The sequence below is a fragment of the Arthrobacter sp. 10N43 genome, assembly GCF_056394525.1.
The window spans coordinates 270,855-293,360 of record NZ_JBFTIA010000002.1; the positions used below are offsets into that span (position 1 = coordinate 270,855).

22 protein-coding genes are annotated in these 22,506 nt (G+C 68.0%); 2 read left to right on the forward strand and 20 right to left on the reverse strand.

Translation table 11 applies throughout. The features are described from left to right. Positions 1 to 41: 41 nt before the first annotated feature. From AC1DDO_RS03855 to pyrR, 4 genes are read right to left on the reverse strand one after another with little or no spacing between them, the layout of a single operon-like run. Positions 42 to 560: a PH-like domain-containing protein gene (locus AC1DDO_RS03855; protein WP_476867552.1), complete on the reverse strand. Its 519-nt coding sequence runs from the start codon at positions 558 to 560 to the stop codon at positions 42 to 44. After that, positions 560 to 1,930 carry a dihydroorotase gene (locus AC1DDO_RS03860; RefSeq protein WP_476867551.1) on the reverse strand — a complete coding sequence of 457 codons (1,371 nt, stop codon included), beginning with the start codon at positions 1,928 to 1,930 and terminating at the stop codon, positions 560 to 562. Before AC1DDO_RS03860 ends, AC1DDO_RS03855 begins: the two co-directional genes overlap by 1 nt. Further along, complete coding sequence (locus AC1DDO_RS03865) at positions 1,930 to 3,015, reverse strand: aspartate carbamoyltransferase catalytic subunit (RefSeq protein WP_476971455.1); 1,086 nt, start codon at positions 3,013 to 3,015, stop codon at positions 1,930 to 1,932. The genes AC1DDO_RS03860 and AC1DDO_RS03865 overlap by 1 nt, the downstream gene beginning before the upstream one ends. Beyond that, positions 3,012 to 3,611, reverse strand: a complete 600-nt coding sequence (gene pyrR / locus AC1DDO_RS03870) for a bifunctional pyr operon transcriptional regulator/uracil phosphoribosyltransferase PyrR (RefSeq protein ID WP_441409020.1) — start codon at positions 3,609 to 3,611, stop codon at positions 3,012 to 3,014. The genes AC1DDO_RS03865 and pyrR overlap by 4 nt, the downstream gene beginning before the upstream one ends. 136 nt (positions 3,612 to 3,747) lie before the next feature. On the opposite strand from pyrR, the gene AC1DDO_RS03875 reads away from it, so the two are divergent. Further along, the gene (locus AC1DDO_RS03875; RefSeq protein ID WP_476971456.1) at positions 3,748 to 5,031 is read left to right on the forward strand and encodes a PrsW family intramembrane metalloprotease; all 1,284 of its coding nucleotides are present in this window, start codon (positions 3,748 to 3,750) and stop codon (positions 5,029 to 5,031) included. Positions 5,032 to 5,098: 67 nt separating this feature from the next. Here AC1DDO_RS03875 and nusB read toward each other — a convergent pair whose 3' ends face one another. The 15 genes from nusB to AC1DDO_RS03950 form a co-directional block, all read right to left on the reverse strand. After that, the gene (gene nusB, locus AC1DDO_RS03880) at positions 5,099 to 5,509 is read right to left on the reverse strand and encodes a transcription antitermination factor NusB (protein ID WP_091251831.1); all 411 of its coding nucleotides are present in this window, start codon (positions 5,507 to 5,509) and stop codon (positions 5,099 to 5,101) included. Further along, positions 5,509 to 6,072, reverse strand: coding sequence for an elongation factor P (gene efp, locus AC1DDO_RS03885; protein WP_018773146.1), 564 nt, complete (start codon positions 6,070 to 6,072; stop codon positions 5,509 to 5,511). The genes nusB and efp overlap by 1 nt, the downstream gene beginning before the upstream one ends. Before the next feature lie 154 nt (positions 6,073 to 6,226). Beyond that, a complete protein-coding gene (locus tag AC1DDO_RS03890) occupies positions 6,227 to 6,745 on the reverse strand; it encodes a tetratricopeptide repeat protein (RefSeq protein WP_476867547.1) in 519 nt (172 codons plus the stop codon). Continuing rightward, the gene (gene aroB, locus AC1DDO_RS03895; protein ID WP_441409022.1) at positions 6,745 to 7,836 is read right to left on the reverse strand and encodes a 3-dehydroquinate synthase; all 1,092 of its coding nucleotides are present in this window, start codon (positions 7,834 to 7,836) and stop codon (positions 6,745 to 6,747) included. Before aroB ends, AC1DDO_RS03890 begins: the two co-directional genes overlap by 1 nt. Beyond that, positions 7,833 to 8,444 carry a shikimate kinase gene (locus AC1DDO_RS03900; protein ID WP_476867546.1) on the reverse strand — a complete coding sequence of 204 codons (612 nt, stop codon included), beginning with the start codon at positions 8,442 to 8,444 and terminating at the stop codon, positions 7,833 to 7,835. Before AC1DDO_RS03900 ends, aroB begins: the two co-directional genes overlap by 4 nt. Next, entirely contained in the window at positions 8,444 to 9,643 is a 1,200-nt protein-coding gene (aroC, locus tag AC1DDO_RS03905) for a chorismate synthase (protein ID WP_441409024.1), read from the reverse strand. Before aroC ends, AC1DDO_RS03900 begins: the two co-directional genes overlap by 1 nt. 26 nt (positions 9,644 to 9,669) lie before the next feature. After that, the gene (locus AC1DDO_RS03910; RefSeq protein WP_441409025.1) at positions 9,670 to 10,551 is read right to left on the reverse strand and encodes a shikimate dehydrogenase; all 882 of its coding nucleotides are present in this window, start codon (positions 10,549 to 10,551) and stop codon (positions 9,670 to 9,672) included. Then, the gene (gene mltG, locus AC1DDO_RS03915) at positions 10,548 to 12,335 is read right to left on the reverse strand and encodes an endolytic transglycosylase MltG (RefSeq protein ID WP_476971457.1); all 1,788 of its coding nucleotides are present in this window, start codon (positions 12,333 to 12,335) and stop codon (positions 10,548 to 10,550) included. The genes AC1DDO_RS03910 and mltG overlap by 4 nt, the downstream gene beginning before the upstream one ends. Beyond that, positions 12,332 to 12,916, reverse strand: a complete 585-nt coding sequence (gene ruvX, locus AC1DDO_RS03920) for a Holliday junction resolvase RuvX (protein ID WP_476867544.1) — start codon at positions 12,914 to 12,916, stop codon at positions 12,332 to 12,334. The genes mltG and ruvX overlap by 4 nt, the downstream gene beginning before the upstream one ends. A gap of 11 nt (positions 12,917 to 12,927) precedes the next feature. Continuing rightward, a complete protein-coding gene (alaS, locus tag AC1DDO_RS03925) occupies positions 12,928 to 15,606 on the reverse strand; it encodes an alanine--tRNA ligase (RefSeq protein ID WP_476971458.1) in 2,679 nt (892 codons plus the stop codon). A 175-nt stretch (positions 15,607 to 15,781) separates the two neighbouring features. After that, positions 15,782 to 16,048, reverse strand: a complete 267-nt coding sequence (locus AC1DDO_RS03930; protein ID WP_441409029.1) for a DUF6167 family protein — start codon at positions 16,046 to 16,048, stop codon at positions 15,782 to 15,784. A 20-nt stretch (positions 16,049 to 16,068) separates the two neighbouring features. Continuing rightward, positions 16,069 to 16,443: a DUF948 domain-containing protein gene (locus AC1DDO_RS03935; RefSeq protein WP_390202822.1), complete on the reverse strand. Its 375-nt coding sequence runs from the start codon at positions 16,441 to 16,443 to the stop codon at positions 16,069 to 16,071. A gap of 164 nt (positions 16,444 to 16,607) precedes the next feature. Next, complete coding sequence (rpsD, locus tag AC1DDO_RS03940) at positions 16,608 to 17,234, reverse strand: 30S ribosomal protein S4 (protein ID WP_441409031.1); 627 nt, start codon at positions 17,232 to 17,234, stop codon at positions 16,608 to 16,610. Between the two features lie 199 nt (positions 17,235 to 17,433). Further along, the gene (locus AC1DDO_RS03945; protein WP_441409032.1) at positions 17,434 to 17,832 is read right to left on the reverse strand and encodes a cupin domain-containing protein; all 399 of its coding nucleotides are present in this window, start codon (positions 17,830 to 17,832) and stop codon (positions 17,434 to 17,436) included. Positions 17,833 to 18,120: 288 nt separating this feature from the next. Continuing rightward, positions 18,121 to 19,647: a replication-associated recombination protein A gene (locus tag AC1DDO_RS03950; protein WP_476867542.1), complete on the reverse strand. Its 1,527-nt coding sequence runs from the start codon at positions 19,645 to 19,647 to the stop codon at positions 18,121 to 18,123. A gap of 162 nt (positions 19,648 to 19,809) precedes the next feature. Here AC1DDO_RS03950 and AC1DDO_RS03955 point away from each other — a divergent pair, with 162 nt between their 5' ends. Further along, positions 19,810 to 20,454 carry an acVLRF1 family peptidyl-tRNA hydrolase gene (locus AC1DDO_RS03955; RefSeq protein ID WP_476867541.1) on the forward strand — a complete coding sequence of 215 codons (645 nt, stop codon included), beginning with the start codon at positions 19,810 to 19,812 and terminating at the stop codon, positions 20,452 to 20,454. An 88-nt stretch (positions 20,455 to 20,542) separates the two neighbouring features. Here AC1DDO_RS03955 and AC1DDO_RS03960 read toward each other — a convergent pair whose 3' ends face one another. Continuing rightward, positions 20,543 to 22,243 carry an HNH endonuclease signature motif containing protein gene (locus AC1DDO_RS03960; protein WP_476867540.1) on the reverse strand — a complete coding sequence of 567 codons (1,701 nt, stop codon included), beginning with the start codon at positions 22,241 to 22,243 and terminating at the stop codon, positions 20,543 to 20,545. Positions 22,244 to 22,506 lie beyond the last annotated feature (263 nt).

Sequence of the window (22,506 nt, forward strand, 5' to 3'; positions counted from 1 at the left end):
TCTCTGTCTTTTCTGAAACTGCGTTGGATTCCGTCACGTCGTTACTTTCCACTATCGGCTTCCGCCTGAGGGGCTGCGGAGATCAAATCTTTGAGGGTGGCCAGGAGCAGGTCCTTCTCATCCGCCCGGCGGGTCCGGAAGCCGGTGTCCAGCTCGTGGGAGCCGAGCATCCAGCTGACCACCAGGAGGCCGTCCTTTTCCACGAACTTTCCGGCCATGCCGCTTTCCTGGCGCACGCCCGTGAGGCGGGCAGCCGGGATGAACACCGGCCCGGCGCCTGCACGGTCGAAGAGCACACCGTCGGTGTGCACGCTGAGCGTGGCGTTGGTGCGGATGCCCAGGTGATGCACGGCAATGCGGTCAAGCCAGTCGCCGGCAGTGGTGGACGCGACGTACTGCCCGTCGGCCGTGGCCAGCGGAGCGCCAAGTTCGTCGGGGACCTCGGGCAGGGGCTCGACGTCGGACTGGCGGCGCAGGCGGTTGCGCCAGCCGACCGCGATGAGGATCAGCGCCACGGCCGTCAGGACCACCGTGAAGAGCAGGGAAAGGTCCTTGACCATCACGGGCGGCCCGCCGGTCCGGCGTCGAGGGCCTCGGCCGGCCACCGGTACGGGGTGTTTAGTTTGCCGTCGAGCACGGTCGGGTGGCCCTTGAAGAACGTCGCCACCACCTTGCCGGGGAGTTCCCGGCCGGCAAACGGAGAGTTACGGCCCATGGTTGCCATCTTAGAAGGGTCCACGGTCCAGCGCGCAGCCGGGTCCACGAGTGTGACGTTGGCGGGTTCGCCGGGCTCGAGCGGGCGGCCCTGGTCCTCCAGCCGGCCGATCGCGGCAGGGGCGGTCGAGGTGACGCGGGCGAAGTCTTCCCAGCCCATCAGCCCGGTTTCGATCATGGTGTGCTGCACTACGGACAGCGCGGTTTCCAGTCCGGTCATGCCCATGGCCGCCTGCGCCCATTCGCATTCCTTGTGTTCGCTCGGGTGCGGGGCGTGGTCGGTGCCGACGACGTCGATCGTGCCGTCGGCCAGGGCAGCGCGGAGGGCCTGGACATCGGCGTCGGTGCGCAGCGGCGGGTTGACCTTGTAGACGGGGTCGTAGCTGCGGGCGAGCTCGTCGGTGAGCCAGAGGTGGTGCGGGGTGACCTCGGCCGTGACGTTGACACCTCGGGACTTGGCCCAGCGGATGATTTCCACGGACCCGGCGGTGGAGACGTGGCAGACGTGCAGGCGGGAGCCGACGTGCTGGGCCAGGAGCACGTCGCGGGCGATGATGCTCTCTTCGGCGACGGCCGGCCAACCGGCCAGGCCCAGGACCGCGGAGACCTCGCCCTCATTCATCTGGGCGCCGGCGGTGAGGCGGGGTTCCTGTGCGTGCTGGGCCACGACGCCGTCGAACGCCTTGACGTACTCGAGCGCGCGCCGCATCAGCACGGGATCGTGGACGCAGATGCCGTCGTCCGAGAACACCCGCACGTGGGCGCGGGAGTCGGCCATGGCACCCAGTTCGGCGAGCTGCTCCCCCGCCAGGCCGACGGTGACGGCGCCCACGGGGCGGACGTCCACCCAGCCGGCGGTGCGGCCCAGGGTGAGCACCTGTTCGACGACGCCGGCGGTGTCGGCCACCGGGGTGCTGTTGGCCATCGCGTGGACGGCCGTGTAGCCGCCGAGGGCGGCGGCGCGGGTGCCGGTTTCCACGGTTTCGGCGTCTTCGCGGCCGGGTTCGCGCAGGTGGGTGTGGATGTCCACCATGCCGGGCAGGGCGACGAGGCCGGTGGCGTCGATGATGGTTGCGTCCCCGGCGTCCAATTCCCGGCCGCGCGCGGCGATGACGCCGTCACGGATCAGGAGGTCCTCGGCTGCTCCGCCCAGGATCGCGGCGCCGCGGATCAGGTAGGCGCCGCTGTTGTCTGCGTTCTGCTGCTGTTGGGCCATCAGTGGCTCTCCTGGGGGGAATAAGTGGCGTTCGGATGGGCGGGGGACGCGGCCGCGGAGGCAGATACAGCCACCCCGGCAAGGGAGGCCGCGGCGGGTGCGACTGGTGCGGCGGCCGGTTCGCGGTTCTCGCCGGAGAGCAGCAGGTACAGTGCCGCCATTCGGATGGAGACGCCGTTGCGGACCTGCGCCAGCACCGTGGAGCGGGGCGAGTCGGCGGCGGCAGCGGAGATTTCCAGGCCTCGGTTCATGGGACCGGGGTGCATGATGATGGTGTCCTTGAGCCCCAGGCTGTCGAGGGCCCGGAGCCGGTTGTCGTCGAAGCCCCACCGGCGTGAGTACTCGCGGGTGGTCGGGAAGAAGGACGCGTTCATCCGTTCGCCCTGGACGCGGAGCATCATCATGGCGTCCACGCCCTGGGCGAGGGTCTCGTCGAGGTCGAAGCTGACGGCGCAAGGCCATTTTTCGACGCCGATGGGCAGCAGCGTGGGCGGCGCGACGAGTGTGACCTCGGCGCCGAGGGTGCGCAGCAGCCAGACGTTGGAGCGGGCCACGCGGGAGTGCAGGACGTCGCCCGCGATGGCGACGCGCATGCCCTGCAGGTCCGCCCCGGCCGACGGCGTGCCGGCCAGCTTGGCCCAGTGCCGGCGCATGGTGAACGCGTCCAGCAGTGCCTGGGTGGGGTGTTCGTGGGTGCCGTCGCCGGCGTTGATGACGGCGGCGTCGATCCAGTCGGTGGCGGCGAGCCGGTGCGGGGCGCCGGAGGCCCAGTGCCGGATGACGACGGCGTCGGCGCCCATCGCGGCGAGTGTCTGGGCGGTGTCCTTGAGGGACTCGCCCTTGGAGACGGAGGAGCCCTTCGCGGCGAAGTTGATGACGTCCGCGGAGAGCCGCTTGGCCGCGGCCTCGAAGGAGATCCGGGTGCGGGTGGAGTCCTCGAAGAAGAGGTTGACCACGGTACGGCCGCGCAGGGCGGGGAGCTTCTTGACCTCACGCTCCCCGACGGCTGCCATTTCCTCGGCGGTGTCGAGGATGCGGATGGCGTTGTGCAGGCTCAGGTCTTCGGTGGAGAGCAGGTGCCTCATGCGGTGGCCTCGATAACCACTTCATTGACCGGGGCGCCGTCGACGCTGTCGGTTTCCTCGAGCCGGACACGGACCTTCTCGGAGGAGGACGTGGGCAGGTTCTTGCCGACGTGGTCCGCGCGGATGGGCAGTTCGCGGTGGCCACGGTCGATCAGCACCGCCAGGCGGACAATCCGCGGGCGGCCGAGGTCGATGATGGCATCCAGGGCTGCGCGGATGGTGCGTCCGGAGTAGAGGACGTCGTCGATGAGCACGACAACCTTGTTGTCGATCCCTGTGCGCGGCAGCTGGGTGGGGTACGGCGGCCGGGTGGGCTGGTGGGAGAGGTCATCGCGGAACATGGTGACGTCGAGCTGGCCGACGATCGCGGCGGCGTCCACGGTGGGGTCGGCGGCGGCGATTTTGGCGGCGAGGCGGACGGCGAGGGGGTAGCCCCGGCGCGGGATGCCCAGCAGGACGAGGTCCTGGGAGCCCTTGTTGGCCTCGAGAATTTCATGGGCGATACGAGTGAGGGCGCGGTCGATGTCAGCCTGGTTGAGGACAACCCTGGTGAGCACAACCTTCGCCGGACCCGGTGCTGAAGGCACAGAAGTCAAAGCTCGTCTCCCCTTTCCCCGCCTCACGGGACGGAATTAAAAAAGGATTATTTGCTCTTTCAAATTACCACAGCGGGGCTGGCGGCCCGTCGCCGCCCGAATGCGTTTAACCTCACACGGACATAGGCTCGAGTCCATGACGACGAACGAGCCGCGGCCGGGGCATGACCGGCCCGGCTACCCCGCTTCCGGCCGGCCGCCGCTGCCCCAGCAGGCCAACCCGACGTGGCTGGGGCATGTCCGGCCGCAGCACTACCAGCAGGCGCCGGCCAACAGCCGCGGCCACTTCCCGCCGGCGCTGCCACCCGCCGTTCCCGAGGGAGGCAGTTCCGGCTGGAAGGCCGGCAACAGCTCCGCCGGCGTTTTTGGACTTGTGCTCGCCGGCGGACTCCTGGCGTTCATCAGCCTCTTCCTGGTCCTGCCCTTCCTCCTGGACCGCACGGGAATCTCCGGCTTCGTGGTGGGCTTCATCGCCTCCCTGGTTCCCTTGACGACCGTGCTGTTGACGGTGCGCTTCATCGACCGCTGGGAACCCGAGCCCAGGGCGCTGCTGCTCTTCGCCTTTGCCTGGGGAGCCGTCGTCTCGATAGCGGTGACCATGCTTATCCAGCCCTATTTTTCGCTGCTGGCCGGGCCGGCCTCGGGACTGGACCATACGACGTTCGCAGTAACGGTCCAGGCGCCGGTGGTGGAGGAATTCGCCAAGTCCCTGGGGCTGCTGATGATCCTGCTCTTCGCCCCGAAACATTTCAACGGACCGGTGGACGGTGTGGTGTTCGCCTTCACGATCGCGGCCGGCTTCGCGTTCACCGAGAACATCCTCTACTTCGGCCGCGCCATTGCCGAATCCAGCGACCCGGGCACGGACCTCGCGGTCGTGTTCTTCCTGCGCGGGGTCATGTCACCGTTCGCCCACGCCATTTTCACGGGTACCACGGGGCTGATCATGGGCTTCGCCGCGAGCCGCGGGAGCACCGGGCTGTCCGTGCTGGCGTTCCTGGTCGGCCTCGTCCCGGCGATGCTTCTGCACAGCGGCTGGAACAGCATGGGCCAGGACTTCCTGACCCAGTACGTGCTGGTGCAGGTGCCGATCTTCCTGCTGGCGGTCCTGGTCATTGCCCTGCTGCGGGTGGCGGAGCGCAGGCTCACGCGCCAGCGGCTCAGTGAGTACGCTGCCGCGGGCTGGTTCACCGCGGCCGAGGTGGACATGATGGCCACCCCCGGCGGACGGCGCTCCGCACTGCGCTGGGCCAGGTCCGTGGGGCGGGACGCCCAGATGAAGGCCCTGCTCCATGCGGCCACCGAGCTTGCCTTTACCCGGCAGCGGATCCTCGGCGGCCGGGACGTGGCCGCGCATCAACGCGATGAGCAGCGCCAACTTGCCGAGATCGCCGCCCTCCGCGCCGCCGTCGTCGGCTAACGAAAGAACCCCGCCCGGAGTCCCGGGCGGGGTTCTTTGTGGTGCTGGGTTGTTGTTCCCGAACGACCTAGGCCAGCAGCGAAGGCTTCAGCTGCTGCAGGCGGCCCAGCAGGCCGTTGATGAACGACGGCGACTCGTCAGTGGAGAGCGTCTTGGCCAGGGCCACAGCCTCGCTGACAGCCACGCCGTCGGGCACGTCGTCGTTGTAGAGCAGTTCCCACGTGCCGATCCGCAGGATGATGCGGTCCACGGAGGGCATGCGCTCCAGGGTCCAGCCCTGCGAATAGGTCTCCAGGAATTCGTCGATGGCGGCCTGGTGGGACACCACGCCTTCGACAATTTCCAGGGTGTACGGGTTGACGATCTGGTCTGTCTGCTCGCGGCGGGACTTCAGTACGTCGAAGGCCGAGGCGGAGCGCTGCTCGGCCTCAAAGAGGACATCGAGGGCCCGGTTCCGGGCCTTACCGCGTGCACTCACTAGTCGTTGACCCGGCCGAGGTAGGAGCCGTCGCGGGTGTCGACCTTGACCTTGGTGTTGTTCTCGACGAACAGCGGAACCTGGATCTCGTACCCGGTTTCGAGGGTGGCGGGCTTGGTGCCGGCCGAGGAGCGGTCGCCCTGCAGGCCCGGCTCCGTGTAGGTGATCTCGAGGACGACGCTCGGGGGCAGTTCGATGTAGAGCGGGTTGCCCTCGTGGATGGCGATGTTGACCATCTGGTTTTCGAGCATGAAGTTGGTGGCGTCGCCGACGGTGGCAGCCGAAACGGTGAGCTGGTCGAAGTCCGAGGTGTCCATGAAGACGAAGTCGGCGCCGTCTTGGTACAGGTACTGGTAGTCGCGGCGGTCCACCGTGGCGGTCTCGATCTTCAGTCCAGCGTTGAAGGTCTTGTCGACGACCTTGCCGGACATCACGTTGCGCATCTTGGTGCGCACGAACGCGCCACCCTTGCCGGGCTTGACGTGCTGGAACTCGATGATGTTCCAAAGCTGGCCCTCAAGCTTAAGGACGGTTCCGTTCTTGATGTCGTTAGTGGTTGCCACAGTATCCTCTTAGTTTCTCGATGGTTCCATCAGGCCGGTGCTAGCGGCCAGACGCTTATGCCGGGCCGGCATGCCAAGCGGCCCGCCAGCGCGTATTTGTCAAAAATCCAAGATCTATTCTACCGGTTCCGGCCGACCACTGGCTGACGGGGCCTCAGGACTGCTGTTCCAGCACGTCCCGGGCGCGTTGCAGCGCCACCGCGGAGGCGTAGACCAGGGCCGCGTCGGCGGAGCCGGCCACGCGCAAATCCAGGGCCTTGGCGAAGGACTCGACGGCGGCGCCGACGTTGCCGCCGGCGAAGTAGGACCGGCCCAGGTGCTGCCGCACGGCCGCCTCTTCCAGGGTGCCCTGGGTCTCGGCGAGGAGCTGGCGGAACACCTCGACGGCGCGGTCGAACCGGTTGGAAACCCGGAGCACGTCCGCCTCGAAGATCCGCAGCCGGAGCGAGCCGGGGTCCTTGTACCGGGCGTCGGCAAGGAGTTCGGCGGCTTCGGCCGCGTGCCCTTCGACGAGCCTGAGGAGGATCAGGTCGCCCGGGTCGGTGGAGGCCGCCAACGCCTCGGCCAGGACCTCGTCGTTGACGATCTGGGGCATGAGGCTTTGCGGGTTGATCCGGATTCCGGGAACTCCCGCGTCGGGCCACTCGGTGGTGCCGCCCTTCACCGTCATCATCAGGAGGCAATCTCCTGGTAGGCGGCAAAGAGCAGTGACGTGTCCGGGACGTCAAGGATGCCGGGCCGCCCGACGCCGTCGAGCACCACGAATCGCAGCAGGTCACCACGGGATTTCTTGTCCCGGCGCATGCCGTCGAGGAGGGCCTGCCAGCGGTCGCGGCGGTAGGTGATGGGAAGCCCCAGGCTTTCGAGGATGCTCCGGTGCCTGTCGGCGTCGGCGTCGCTGAGCCGGCCGACGCTGCGGGCGAGCTCGGCGGCGAACATCATGCCGACGGAGACGGCGGCACCGTGACGCCAGGAATAGCGTTCCGCGAGTTCGATCGCGTGGCCCAGGGTGTGGCCGTAGTTCAGGATCTCGCGCTGGCCGGTTTCCTTCAGGTCCTCGGAGACCACCTTGGCCTTGACGCTGATGGCTCGTTCGATCAGTTCGCGCAGGACCTCCGAGCGCGGATCGGAGACGGCGGTGGGGTCCTTTTCGATCAGGTCCAGGATGGCCGGGTCGGCGATGAAACCGCATTTGATGACCTCGGCCATGCCGGAGATGATCTCGTTCTTCGGCAGCGTCTCCAGGGTGTCCAGATCCGCGAGGACGCCGGCGGGCGGGTGGAATGCGCCGACGAGGTTCTTGCCCTCGGCGGTGTTGATCCCGGTCTTCCCGCCGACGGAGGCGTCCACCATGCCCAGCAGGCTCGTGGGCATGTGGATGACCTTTACGCCGCGCAGCCAGGTCGCGGCGACAAAGCCGGCTAGGTCCGTCACGGCGCCGCCGCCGACGGCGACGATGGCGTCGGAGCGGGTGAAGTCGTTCTGCCCCAGCACCTGCCAGCAGAAGGAGGCCACCTCAATGTGCTTGCCCTCTTCGGCGTCCGGGATTTCTGCGGTCAGCGCGGTGAAACCGGCGGCGGCCAGCTCTTCGCGGACAGTGTCGCCGGTGAGCCGGAGCGCGCGGGGGTGGATGACCAGGACACGCTTGACGCGTTCGCCCAGCAGGCCCGGCAGGCTCGCCAGCAGGCCGCGGCCCACTACGACGTCGTAGTTCTCAGCGGGCGTTTGTCCGGTGACTTTGATGACGGTTGATTCGGTACTCACTTTTCAACTTCCTTTGTTGACGCCCGAGTGGGCACTGCCGCGGACTTGGCCACGGCGCGCTCCCCCAGCGCTTCTTCCAGACGGTGAGCCAGCTCCGCAACGTTGCCGCTCCGGACATCGAGGACGAGGTCGGCGAGGCGTTCGTAGACCGGCTGCCGGGTGGCGAACAGGGCCCGCCACCTGCCCATGGCGTCGCCGGCCAGGAGTGGCCGGCCGGAATTCTTGGCAATGCGTTCCGCCACGGTCTCGGCGTCGCATTCGAGGTACACCACGGTACAGCGGGCCAGCAGCTGCTGCGTCCCGGAGTCCAGGACGGCCCCGCCGCCAAGGGAAATGACACTGGTGCCGCCCCGCGCCTCGTCGATGGCCTGCGCTACGGCCCTGGCCTCCAGCTCGCGGAAGGCGTGCTCGCCGCGGCTGGCGAAGATCTCGGCGATGGTCCCGTGCTGGGCCACCACGAGGGCGTCGGTGTCGGCGAAGGCGCACCCGAGGTGCTGAGCGAGCTGCTGCCCGATCGCCGATTTACCCACGGCCATCGGTCCGATCAGGACCACCGGGCCAATGTGGCGTGCCGCGGCGGAGAGCGCTTCGGTATTCCCCACCGGCACTAGTGGCCGATCGAGTCCAGGGACGCCGGAATGCTGTCCAGGTAACCCTTGATGTTGCGGGCGGTCTCCTGCACGGAGTCACCGCCGAATTTTTCCGCGACCGCTTCGGCGATCACGAGGGCCACCATGGCCTCGGCCACCACGCCGGCGGCCGGGACGGCACAGACGTCGGAGCGCTGGTGGTGGGCCTTGGCGGCCTCGCCGGTGCTGACGTCGACCGTCTTGAGCGCGCGCGGCACGGTGGCGATCGGCTTCATGGCGGCACGGACACGCAGGACATCGCCAATGCTCATGCCGCCCTCGATCCCGCCTGCGCGGTTGGAGGTGCGGATGATCTTGCCGTCCGCGTCCTTGACGATCTCGTCGTGGGCAGCCGAGCCGCGGCGCGCGGCCGTGCGGAAGCCGTCGCCGACCTCGACGCCCTTGATGGCCTGGATGCCCATCAGGGCCGCCGCCAGGCGCGAGTCAAGGCGCCGGTCCCAGTGGACGTAACTGCCGAGTCCCGGCGGGAGGCCGTAGGCCAGCACTTCAACGACGCCGCCGAGGGTTTCGCCTTCCTTGTGTGCGACGTCGACCTCGGCCACCATGGCGTCCGAGGTTTCGCGGTCGAAGCAGCGCAGCGGGTCGGCGTCAAGGGCGATCACATTGCCGGGGCGGGGCAGCGGCCGGCCTTCCGGCACGGCAACGCTGGCGATGGACACGGTGTGGGAGACGAGTTCGATCCCGACCTGCTTGAGGAACGCTGCGGCGACCGTGCCGAGCGCCACCCGGGTGGCCGTCTCGCGGGCGCTGGCACGTTCCAGCACCGGACGGGCCTCGTCAAAGCCGTATTTCTGCATGCCGGTGAAGTCGGCGTGGCCGGGCCGCGGCCGTGTCAGCGGGGCGTTCCGGGCCTGGTCGGCCAGGATTTCCGGCTCCACGGGATCGGAGGACATGATCTGTTCCCACTTGGGCCACTCGGTGTTGCCGACCTGGATGGCGACGGGGCCGCCCTGGGTCAGGCCGTGGCGGACGCCGCCGAGGATCGTGACCACGTCCTGCTCGAATTTCATCCGGGCACCGCGGCCATAACCTAGCCGCCGGCGGGCCAGCGCCTCGCTGATGTGGGCGCTGGTGAGTTCAACACCGGCGGGCACGCCTTCAATAATTCCGACCAGTGCCGGGCCATGGGATTCACCGGCAGTCAACCAACGCAACATACAATCCATCCTGCCATGTCGGGCACTTAGAACACCCGTCGGGGTGCCCCGACTGCGTCACACATCACATCTATGACTCCGGCCGGCAGGGCCTCTCCCAGTCCGGTGAAATGCCGCACCTGCTCCACTGCCTGGTAGATGAGCATTTCAAGACCAGGGACCACTGTGCCGCCGGCTTCCTGCCAGGCCGCGGCAATCCGGCTGGGCCACGGATCGTAGGCGACGTCCAGGAGGACGCCCGGGTGGCCCGAGGCTGCTGCCAGCCCGGCAGCGATTTCGGCGGCAAGCCCATCTGCCGCGCGGGGCGGGAAGGTGGAGATGACGACGTCGGCCGTGGCGACGGCGGCGGCCGCACCGTCGAGGGGAAGCACCTGGACGGGGAGCCCCACGGCGGCGGAGGCGGCGCGGGCCTCGCTGGCCCGGCTGACGTCGCGCACGAACACTTCGGCGGACGCCGCACCGAGTTCCTTGAGGGCTGCGATGGCTGCCGCAGCGGTCCCGCCCCCGCCGAGGACCACGGCGGTGGGTGCCGCGGCCGCCCCGGCGTGCCGGAGCGCGTTGACGATCCCGGCGACGTCGGTGTTGTAGGCAACCAGCCGGGTTGAGCCGCCGTCGGATTCGAAGGCAACAGTGTTAACGACGCCAAGCGCACCGGCCACGCCCCGGACCTCGTCCACTTCCGCCACCATGGCGGATTTGAGCGGCATGGTGACCGAAAGCCCGCGCCAGGACCCCTCAGCGCGGACCTCGCCCCGGACCTGCCGCATGAAGTCCGGCAGGTCGGCCTCTGTCACATCAATGGCGGAGTAGGCGATGTCCACGCCCAAGAGCGCGTAGGCGGCCCTATGCAGCGCCGGAGACTTCGAATGGCTGATGGGATGCCCGAGGACGGCCGCCCGCAGCGTCATACGCAACGTCCCGGGTTCGCCTCGCACCAGGAGTTGTACTGCTCCACGTAACCGAGGTGTTCGGCCAGGGTCTTGGAGAACTTGGTCTCCTTGGTGTCCAGGTTGATGGTGACCCAGTACAGGTAGTTGTTGGTCTTGGGCTTGGCGGCGGCGTCAATGGCCGTCTTGCCCGGCGAGCCGATGGGTCCGGCCGGCAGCCCCTGGTTGGCGTAGGTGTTGTACGGGTTCGACTTGTCGGCCTTCTGGCCCTCGTCGATGTGGAAGCTGCGGATGCCCAGGCCATAGGTGACGGTCGCATCGGACTGGATGAGCCCGTTGGTCTCGGTGTTGTTGGGCTTGAGGCGGTTGTAGATAGCGCCGGCAACGTCCCCGTATTCGGCCTGGCCGCCTTCTGCCTGGACGATGCTCGCTACGGTGAGGACGTCGTATTGTTTGGCGGGATCGGTGACGCCCTGGGCCTTGAGCTCATCCTGGGTACTGCCGACCAGCTGCTGCAGGATGTCCTTGGCGGAGGAGCCCAGCGGGAAGCGGTACTCTCCCGGAGCCAGGTAGCCCTCCAGGTTCTTGGCCTTGGCCGGGACGCCGAACTGCGCGGGCGCATCGCTGAGCGCCTTCAGGTCCGGAACCGGGATCCCGGTTCCCTCGGAAATCGCCTGCAGGGATTCGCTGATCCGCAACCCGGCGCTGAGCGCAAAGTACATGACCTTGCCCTTGTCCTTGTTGAGCAGGATGTCCACGGCATCCGAATTCTTCATTTCCTGGCGCATCGAGAACGTGCCCGGGTTCAGGGCACCGCCGGACGCGGTGAACGCCTTGAGGAACGTGTCCGCGTTCGCCACAACCTTCTTCGACTCCAGCTCGGTGGCCACGGACCTCGGTCCGTCGCCGGGCTGGACTACGATGCTGACCTCGCCGGTCCCGGGGCCGGGGTAGTCCGCCTTGGTGTCCCCGCCCAGGAGGGGCTTGAGGAACTGTGCGCCCACCGCGATGGCGACAACGAAGACCGTCAGGGTCAGCACCAGGGCCAGGACGCGGCGCCGGCGGCGGACCTTCTTGGTCGGGACCTTGTCGTAGCGGACGGCTCCGGCCATCAGATCGTGAGCTGGTTCGGCGTGGTACTCGGCCTCAGGGTGCACCTGGGGGTCGACGGAGTCGTCGTAAGCATGGTGAGCCTCGTCGTGGGGGTGCAGGGCATAGCCATCATGGGCGGTTGCATCCTGGCCAGCGGCATCGTGGTGGGTCTGGTGGCCGTACTGCCCGGCCGCGGCATAAACGGCGTGGTGATCTACCGCGTCGTGGGCTGCGGCCTCATGATCTGCGGCATGGCGGGCGGGCTCATCGTCGGCGGGGTCGTGGGAAGGGACGCCGGGGACCGGCATCATCCGGGTGAAGTCATCGCGGACGGGCTCTGCCTCAGCGGGGACTTCGTCCAGAGGTTCGTCATGCACACGTTCTTCATGCACAGCGTCGTGCACGGGTTCGACGGGAAGAGCGTCGTGCACGGGTTCTTCAAACAGAGGCTCTTCGTGCAGCGGTTCTTCGTGCACGGTGGGTGCCGCTTCGGGGATCTCCGGAGCTGCCTGCGGCGGCTCGTTGGCCGGCCGGGCTTCCGAAGGCGCCGCCGCCGGGACATCCTGTCCCGTCTCGAATGCCTGCGGCGGGATCACGTTGTGCCCCTGGGTCGCCAGGAGCTTCTCCCGGGCCCTGATCTCCTTGCGCGTCAGCGGTCGGCTGGCACCACCGAGGTCGTCACCGGAGGAGTCATCACTGTTGACCGGGCTCACTGTAGCCTTCCATGTTCTGAAGAGTGCGTCTGTACTGCCGGGCCGGTCTGTGCGCCGTCTCCGGTCGGCCCCGGCGCAGACTCCGCGTAGACGCGGTTTCCGACCTCCGTTCCCCTGGCCTTTTGCATATCAATCGCATGCTGCAGAATACCTGCCGCCGCAACCTGATCAACAACTGTACGGTGATTCCGGCTGCTCATGCCAGCTTCGTGCAGGTTGCGGTGGGCCGTCACGGTGCTCAGCCGCTCGTCAACCAGCCGCACGGGCATGTCCGATCCGGCGGCCTGCAGGGCCCGGGCCAGCAAGTGTGCGTACTCCGTCGCCATCCTGGCCGAGGCGTGCTCTTCGCCCTTCATGGTGCGCGGCAGGCCCACGAAAATCTCCACGGCGTCCAGCTCCACGGCCAGAGCGGCCAGGATACGCACGTCAGTGTTCTTTTTCACGTTCCGCTGCAGCGTGCGCAGCGGGGTCGCCAGGATTCCGTCGCGGTCGCAGACGGCCACACCCACACGGACGGTGCCGACGTCCACCCCGAGCTTCACACCCCGGGGATAGACGCCGGCCACAGCAGCTTCAGACACGTATGGTTCCGCTATCGCCGGGTAATCGCGTCCACGACGGCGCTGAGGGCAGCTCCGACCTGGGCGGCGTCCGTGCCGCCGCCCTGCGCGACGTCGTCCTTGCCGCCACCGCCGCCGCCGAGGACACCGGCGGCGAGGCGCACCAGGGCACCTGCCTTGACGCCGGCTGCCCGGGCGGCCTCGTTGGTGGCGATCAGGATCACAGGACGGTCGTTGCTGACACCGGCCACCGCGACGGCGGCGGGCTCGGACCCCAGACGCGTCCGCAGGTCCAGGGCCAGCCCGCGCAGGTCATCGGCGCCGCTGACCTGCCCGGCGTCGTGGGCAATGACCTTGACGCCGGCGGCGTCCTTGGCGGTGCCGACCAGCTGGGCGGCGGCAGCGGTGAGCTGTTCCTTGCGCAGGCGCTCAAGTTCCTTTTCGGCGGTCTTGAGCTTGGTCAGCGTGCTGGCGATCCGGTCCGCGAGGAGTCCCGAGGGTACCTTCAGCATTTCGGTGAGCTCGGTGACGAGGGCGCGTTCGGCGGCGAGGTGCCGGAAGGCGTCCATGCCCACGAAGGCCTCGACACGGCGGTTTCCCGAGCCAACGGACTGCTCTCCGAGAAGGGACAGGCTGCCGATCCGCGACGTGTTTTCGACGTGGGTGCCGCCGCAGAGTTCGCGGGACCACGCGCCGTCGATCTCCACGACCCGGACTTCGTTGCCGTAGTTCTCGCCGAACAGCGCCATGGCGCCGAGTGCCTTGGCCTCAGCCAGTCCCATGATCTTGGTCTCCACCCGGAAGTTGTTGCGGATGGCGATGTTGGAAACTTCCTCGATCTCGGACCTGGTGGCGGCGCTCAGGCCCTCGCCCCAGGCGAAGTCGAAGCGCAGGTAGCCGGCCTTGTTGAAGGAGCCGCGCTGCAGGGCTTCCGGGCCGAGGATCTGGTGCAGGGCCGCGTGCACAATGTGCGTGCCGGTGTGGGCCTGTTCCGCGGCGTGGCGGCGTTCCCGGTCGACGGCGGCCTGGACCAGGACATCCGTGCCGATTTCGCCTTCGCGGACAATCGCCTTGTGCACGCTCAGGCCCTTGAGCGGGCGCTGGACGTCCAGGACTTCGACGACGAAGCCGTCGCCGGTGATGAGTCCGGTGTCGGCGGCCTGGCCGCCGGCCTCGGCGTAGAAGGGCGTCTCGGCCAGGACCAACTCGATTTCATCGCCGGTGGAGGCCTGGGAGACCTTGCGGCCGCCGGCCAGGATGCCGCGGACCTTGGATTCGCCCTGCAGGTCGGTGTAGCCGGTGAAGACGGTCTCGCCCTCGGCCAGGAGCTCCTGGAACGCACTGAGGTCGGCGTGGGCACCCTTCTTGCCCTTGGCATCGGCCTGGGCGCGCTGGCGCTGTTCGAGCATGAGCTTGCGGAACTCGGGCTCGTCGACCTTGAGTCCGGCCTCCTCTGCCATCTCCAGGGTGAGGTCGATCGGGAACCCGTAGGTGTCGTGCAGGGCGAAGGCATCGGCGCCGGAGAGCGGCCGGCCGGCGGACTTGGACTCCTTGACGGCGTCCTCGAGCCGTGCGGTGCCGGAGGCGATGGTGCGCAGGAATGCCTTTTCTTCGGCGTAGGCGATCCGGCTGATCCGCTCGAAGTCGGTCTCCACGATCGGGTAGACGCCCTTCATGGCGTCCCGCGAGGCCGGCAGCAGCTCCGGCAGGCAGGCCTTTTCGACGCCGAGCAGGCGCATGGAGCGCACGGCGCGGCGGATCAGGCGGCGCAGGACGTAGCCGCGGCCTTCGTTGGAGGGCGTGACGCCGTCGGCAATCAGCATGAGGGCCGAGCGGATGTGGTCGGCAACGACCCGCATGCGGACGTCGTCGGTGTGGTGCGGGTCTTCAGCGGACTCCGCGGACGTGTATTCCCGGCCGGAGAGTGCCGCGGCGCGGTCGATCACCGGACGGACCTGGTCCGTCTCGTACATGTTTTCGACGTCCTGCAGGATCATCGCGAGGCGTTCCATGCCGAGGCCCGTGTCGATGTTCTTCTTGGGCAGTTCACCGGTGATGTCGAAGTCCACCTTGGAGCGGACGTTGTCGATCTGGTACTGCATGAACACGAGGTTCCAGATCTCGACATAGCGGTTTTCGTCGGCGATGGGGCCGCCCTCAACGCCGTAGGACGGGCCACGGTCGTAGTAGATCTCCGAGCAGGGACCGGCCGGGCCGGGCTGGCCGGTGGACCAGTAGTTGTCCGCCTTGCCCATGCGCTGGATGCGCTCGGCGGGCATGCCCGTGTTCTTCAGCCACAGCTGCTCGGCCTCGTCGTCCTCTTCATAGACGGTGACCCAGAGCCGCTCCGGCGGCAGTCCGTACCCGCCGTCGTCCACGCTGGTGGTGAGCAGTTCCCACGCGAACTTGATGGCGTCTTCCTTGAAGTAGTCGCCAAAGGAGAAGTTGCCGCACATCTGGAAGAAGGTGCCGTGGCGGGCGGTCTTGCCGACTTCCTCGATGTCACCGGTCCGGATGCACTTCTGCACGCTGGTGGCCCGCTGGTAGGGGGCTTCCTCACGGGCAGTCAGGTACGGGATGAACGGCACCATGCCGGCCACGGTGAACAGCAAGGAGGGGTCGCTGGAGACCAGGGAGGCGGAGGGCACGGCGGTGTGTCCCTTGCTGACAAAAAAGTCGATCCAGCGCTTGGTGATCTCCTGCGACTTCATGAGCTGATTTCTTACCCTTCAATATTCACTGCGTTATGTGGCCCGCGTCTGTGCTGCGCGGGACAAGCTGAGGACCGGCACTGATCCGGGCCCCGTCGAACGGGGTCTCTTTTTAGGAGGTTCGGACATGCCGGCACGCCCTTAACGGGCACCGTACTTACTAATTCTCTCCCGGCTAGCGCCGGACCGCATCCCGGCGGGCAACGGCGCCGCCGGCAGCGATATCTGCTGCCGTGTCGATGCCAAGGGCAGTGCGGAGTTCGGCTTCCCGCTCCCCCATGCCTTCGCGGACGGCGTCGGCGAAGTCGAACAGTCCGTCCGCCAGCCGTCCCACGGCCCGGTTGAGCCCCTCGGGGCCGAGCGCGGACTGGGCTTCGGTGACCTTGCGGAAGGCGATGACGCCGATCGCGACGCCGATTCCCATCCAGATAATTCTGTTCATTTCAGGTTCTCCTGGCGGGCTTAGCGGCTGCGCCGGCCGGTGGCGGGCTTTTTGCGGGCGGAGAAGGCGGAGCGTACGCCGTAGCTGAAGGCAGCGACTTTGATCAGCGGCGATCCCACGGTGGCGGCCACCAGCGAGGACAGCGCCGAAATGTTGGCGGACGCGTCCGAGACGTTGGAGGAAATGCCGTCGACCTTCTTCAACTGCTCGTTGGTGGTGGTCACCGTGGCGGTGACCTCGTCCATGAGCGGGGTGGCGCCGTCGCTGATTGACCGGATGGAGGTCCGTACTTCGTCGAACACTCCCCCGAGCTTCAGGATCGGCACGGCGAGCAGCAGGACCAGGAGTGCAAACACCCCTGCCGCGATCAGGCCGGCAATATCGCCACCAGACATAGACACTCATCTCCTTGAACTGCAGTGGATAGCTGCTCGTTGTGTGCCCGGACGGATTCAACCGACGGACAGAATCAGCTCCCGGGGAACTCCCCCCAGTACCTTACATACAAAGAAGCCCGCGGCGCTTGCCACGGGCTTCTTTGTAGGTGTTGCCTTTTGAACTAGCGTGCGTAGAATTCCACGACGAGCTGCTCTTCGCAGGTCACGGGGATCTCGGAACGCTTGGGGCGGCGCACCAGGCGGGCCTGCAGGGCGTCAAGCTTGACGTCCAGGTAGGCCGGAACGATCGGCAGGACGTCGCGGTGGGCGCCGGCTGCTGCAACCTGGAACGGAGGCATGGTCTCGCTGCGGCTGTGAACGTGGACCAGCTGGCCCTCGGCGACGCGGAAAGACGGGCGGTCAACGCGGATGCCGTCAACGAGGATGTGGCGGTGCACAACCAGCTGGCGGGCCTGGGCGATGGTGCGGGCGAAGCCGGCACGCAGCACGAGGGCGTCGAGACGCATTTCGAGCAGTTCGATCAGGTTTTCACCGGTCAGGCCCTTGGTGCGGCGTGCTTCTTCGAATGCACGGGTCATCTGGGCTTCGCGGATGCCGTACTGGGCGCGCAGACGCTGCTTTTCGCGCAGACGTACGGCGTAGTCGGAGTCCTGCTTCTTGCGGGCACGGCCATGCTCACCGGGGCCGTACGGGCGGCGCTCCATGTACTTGGCGGCCTTGGGGGTCAGAGCGATGCCGAGTGCGCGCGAAAGGCGTGCGGTACGGCGAGCACGAGTGTTGTTAGCCACTTGTGTCCTTCCAATATCTGCGGTGTGTCAGTGTTACTGGCCTCCACGATGGAGAGCATCGGCCAACCGCTGCCTTTTGCTACTGGGCACAGGGCAACCCTCATCAAATGCGGGATTCAATGGATTGTGCGTCCGTGCCTTGCCAGACAACGAACTAGCCTACCATGAGCGGGCCCATGGCCCGAAGCCAGTACCGAATTCAGACTCTGGCGTGCACTCCCCTGGCGCCGCTGCGCCCGAAGGACGCCGCACCCAGGAATTCCACGGCCACGAACGGCTTCGGGCCCACCACCCATTCGTCATGGCCCGGCGGAATCGCGTAGGTGTCGTTGGCGTGGATCGTGGAGTGCAGCCCTTCGGCCGATTCGACTTCCATTTCACCGGAGATGCAGACGCCCAGATGGTGGTGCTGGCACACGTCCGTCTGTTCGTAGGGTCTGGTGTTCTCCGACCACCGCCAGCCCGGGCCCAGGATCAGCCGTGCCACCGAGTAGTCGTTCACAGTGCAGAGATCGAATTCGGCCTTATCCGGGCACCGCTTCTTGTCGGGCACATCGAAGGACTTCACTGCCATGGCGGTAACGAAATTAATACTCATGGGACACTACCTGGGGACGGGGCGGGGACGTTCGCGCTGGATGAGCTGGAAGGGGGTGAGGCCGGCTGCGTTTGGGGGTCCGCGTATCAAGCCGGCGACGATAGCCGCGCTGTCCCCTGCGCCGCACAGGTAGTCAGCAGATCAATGCTGACGTAATTCCACGTTAGACCTCTTGGCCCCTATGTCAACGGCGGTTTCCGGCGCCGCATGGGCGCGGCGGAACAACCGCAGGCCAGCGGGGGGCCAGCCGCGAACCAGCCACAAACCAGCCGAGAACCGTGGTGCCGTTCACGTGCCGCGAATGATCTTCCGGAGCCGCTCGAGCCGCGTGGCGATGTCCCGTTCGGCTCCGTTGGCGGTGGGGACGTAGTAGTTACGTCCGACAAGGTCATCCGGCGGATACTGCTGCGTGGCCACGGCATGCGGTGCGTCGTGGGCGTACTTGTAGCCCTTGCCGTGACCGAGCTGTTTTGAGCCAGGATAGTGGGCGTCGCGCAGGTGGGCCGGTATGCCGTTGCCGAGGCCGGCGCGGACGTCGGCGATCGCCTGGTTGAGGCCCATGTACGCGGCATTGGACTTCGGCGCGGTGGCCAGGTGCACCACTGCCTCGGCCAGGACGATGCGGCCTTCCGGCATTCCGATCAGCTGGACGGCCTGGGCCGCCGCGACGGCGGTCTGCAGCGCCGTCGGGTCCGCCATGCCGACGTCCTCGGCCGCCGAGATCACGATCCGGCGGGCCACGAACCGCGGGTCCTCCCCCGCTTCCAGCATCCGGGCGAGATAGTGCAGCGAGGCGTCGACGTCGGAGCCCCGGATCGACTTGATGAACGCGCTGGCGACGTCGTAGTGCTGGTCCCCGGCCCGGTCGTAGCGAACGGACGCGACGTCCAGGGCCCGCTCCGTGTGCCGCAGCTGGATCGTGACGGGCTCCGCCGCTCCCGCGCCGGCTGTGTCACTGTCGGCTGCGTCGGTACTCCCTGTGTCCTTATCCGCAGTGTCATTGACGACCGCGTCGGCGTCGTCAGCGTCACCAAAGGCGACGCCGGCGGCCGCCTCGAGTGCGGTCAGGGCCCGCCGGGCGTCGCCGCCGGAGAGCCGGACCAGGTGGGCCAGTGCCTCGGCGCTGAGGACGGCTTTGCCGTTCAGTCCGCGGACATCAGCAACGGCGCGCTGCAGCAGGCCCTCGACGTCGGCGTCGGTGAGCGGTTTGAGGGTCAGCAGCAGCGAGCGGGACAGCAGCGGGGACACGACCGAGAACGAAGGGTTTTCGGTGGTGGCAGCCACCAGCACCACCCAGCGGTTCTCGACGCCGGGAAGCAGCGCGTCCTGCTGTGCCTTGTTGAAGCGGTGGATCTCATCGAGGAAGAGCACGGTGGTGGTCTTGTAGAGGTCGCGCGCAGTCAGGGCCTCATCCATCACGCGGCGGACATCCTTGACGCCGGCGGTGATTGCGGAGAGTTCGACGAATTTCCGGCCGGGTCCCTTGGCAATCACGTGGGCAAGGGTGGTCTTGCCGGTGCCCGGCGGACCCCAGAGGATAACCGAACTCGGTCCGGCGGGGCCGGTCGCGTTGGAGCCGGCGGCCAGTTGGCGCAACGGTGAGCCCTGGCCGAGCAGGTGCTGCTGGCCCACTACGTCATCCAGGGTGCGCGGCCGCATCCGGACGGCGAGCGGGCTGCGCGGCGAGGCCACCCCGGCGCCGGATCGCGGTGCCGACCCGGCTCGCCCGGATTCCTCCGCGTCGCCGTTGTCGTCCCCGCCGGCGTCGTCGCTTCCGTCGGCGTTGTCCCGCCCTGCGCCAAAGAGATCATCCACATAGATAGGCTACTTCTAGTTCCTGCCCGTCCTGTCACTCCTCCATCACGCACGTGGCACCCCTCGCCCCGCGCCGACCCCCTCATCTCGCCGCTCATCTGAACCGGCACCTGACCCCGCAAACTAAACCCGCACCTGACCCTGCAACGAAAGAGCCCTGCCATGCCCAGCCCCGAGACCCGTGTGGCCTTTGTCTCCGGAGCCCGGCTGCCGGGCTGGGTGGACCGCTTCACCGCGAGCCACGGCGCACTCAGCGAGGAGGAGACCGACGCCGGACTGGAGCTGCGCGCCGCGGACGGCGCTGTGGCCGTGCTGCGGGCGCCCTGGCCCGTGGACGGCCGGCCCGGGAGCGGCCGCGACGCCGTATCCCGGCTGGCCTCCCTGGCCGGCCAGCCGCGGAGCCTCGGTGCCGTACTGGTCCGCCGCGGCGGATATTCGGTGGCTGTGGTCAGTGGCGGCACTGTACTGGCGTCCAAGACCGGCACGCGCCACGTTCAGTCCCGGACGGCGGCCGGCGGCTGGTCCCAACAGCGCTTTGCCCGACGGCGCGCCAACCAGGCCGATGCCCTCGTCGAAGCGGTCGCCGAGCACGCCGCAAGGATCTTCGCCGAGCACCGGGTCGAATACCTGGCACCGGGCGGCGACCGGACACTGGCCGAGCAAGTGCTCGCCGAGCCCGTGCTGAAACGCTACGCCGGACTAACACGGCTGGCGTTCCTGGACGTCCCGGACCCGCGTGCCACCATCTTGAAGAAGGCCGCCACGGACCTGTGTTCGGTGCGGATCCTCGTGACCGACCCGGAGTAGCTGTCCCCGCTGCGTGGTTCCCGCCCTGCCGTCACCCGTTACGTTCGGGGCCGGCCGCCACTGGAATGGTGGGCACGCAACGGGTCGATCAGGCGCATTGGAGCAGGAAACTCTCCGGGAACGGGTCATCGGGTGGCACTGGCCGCCACGGATCGGTCGTATCTGCCACTGGCGTTGAACACGCGGCGGTAATTTCATGCCAGTCCGGGAACGGATCCGGGGGCAGTTCCAGGCTTAAATCGTCGCCGGGGTCAGGGCAGGAGTCCGGGCCCGGGTCCGGGCCGGGGTCCCCGGTGAGCGCCGGATCCGGCTGGTGTCCTGGATCGGTGGGCAGGTGGTGGTCGGCGATTGCGTCCGCGGTCAGGACGTGTTCGGGCCAGGACTCAGGCCACAGGGGTGGTTCCCAATCCTGGTGCTCGCTGGGGTAATGCCGGCCGGACGGTGATGTCCACCCTGGAGGGTTGTCCTTGCCGGCTCCGGTTGGTGTCCAGGCGGAGCCGTGTTTAAGGCGGTGGTGTTTCGGGCAGGGCTGGCCCAGGTTGGAGATGCCGGTGGTGCCGCCCTCGGCCCAGGCCAAGAGGTGGTCTGCCTCGTTGTCCAGGGACTGGTTGCTGCAGCCGGGGAAGGGGCACTTGCCGTCACGGAGGCGCAGCCAGCGGCGCTGGGCCTTGGTCAGACGGTAGCTCGTCCGTCCGATTTCCAGCGGGGCGCCGTCACGGGGGTCGGTCAGGACCCGGTAGAACGATCCGGCGCTTTCGCCGGCCAGTCGGCGGGCCATGGACGGCGGGATCGGCCCGTAGCCGTCCAGGACGGCGGGTTCCTCGGTGGCCCCCAGCAGCGCCAGGACGGGGACTGTGATCAGGACCTGCGCCCGCGGGGACGGAACGCCCCCGCACGCGCCGGGACCGCCGGCGGCCGTTCCACCCTGGGTGCCGGTGCGGGTGCGGGTGCCGGTGAGGAGCCAGGTGGCGGCAACGTCGGCGCGGAGCTGGCCGAGGTCCCGGGTCTCGGCCGGGCCCTGGAGGGCGCGGGCCGCGGCAGTGGTCCGTTCCCAGATTCCTGCGGCGGTATCGGCCGGGAGGTAGGCGGAGAGCCACGCCATGCCGTCCCGGTCCGGGAGGAAATCGATCCGTCGGTCCGCGGCGCACCTGGCGTGGCGTTTCTCGATGCTGACCGGGTGGTGGCGTTCGCGCCAGGCGCGGGCCTTGGCCCGGAACCTTGACGCCACGAGGTCCCCGGCCCGGCACCCGCGGGCGGGGTTCGGCGCGGCGGGATCCAGGAAATGCGCCTCCAGCCCGGCCGCCCCGGCCCCCTCCAGGCCGGCGGTTTCCTCGACGATGATCCGGGCGTGTTGCCATGAGATCGTCCCGGCCTGCAGGGCGGCCAGGGTCAGCGGCAGCGCCGTAGTCAACGCCACGGCATCCGAGAGCAGTGCGCCGGCGGTTCGTTCGCTGACTGTCAGGACACAGCCGACCTCGGCGACCAGCGCCATGGCCTGCGCGGCACGGTCCTGCGGGGATGCCTCCGGCGAGACCAGTGCCCCGGCGGCCCGGGCATAGCCGGCGGCCAGCTTCGCCTTCAGCGCGGCCGTCCGGGCCTCCAGCCGGGCTACCTCGGCCAGCCCGTTCAGGCAAGCATCCGCCATACAACGCAACGGATCCGCGCTGCGCAACTCGTCCGCGCCGGACTGAACTGTGCGGGCCGAAACCGTGCGGGCATGAACAGTGCGGTCAGCCTCGTCGCCCGCGAGGGCAATACACGCCGCGGCAGATGCGGCGACGGCCTCCACGGCCTCCCGAAGTTCCCCGCTCCAGCTTTCCGCGCTGCAGGTTTCCGCACTGCAGGTTTCCGCACTGCAGGTTTCCGCACTGCACGTTGCCGAACTGCAGGTTTCTGCGCTCCTGCTTCCTGCACTCTGCGCTGTTGCGCTTTCCATACCCAAAGCATCGCAGGAGGCTATGACACTTTTGAGTTGGTCAGGATGCGGGGCAACTCCGCGACTGGCTGTTTGTCCGTCCGACGGCGGCGGGCTCACCGCCGTCGTCCCCCAAC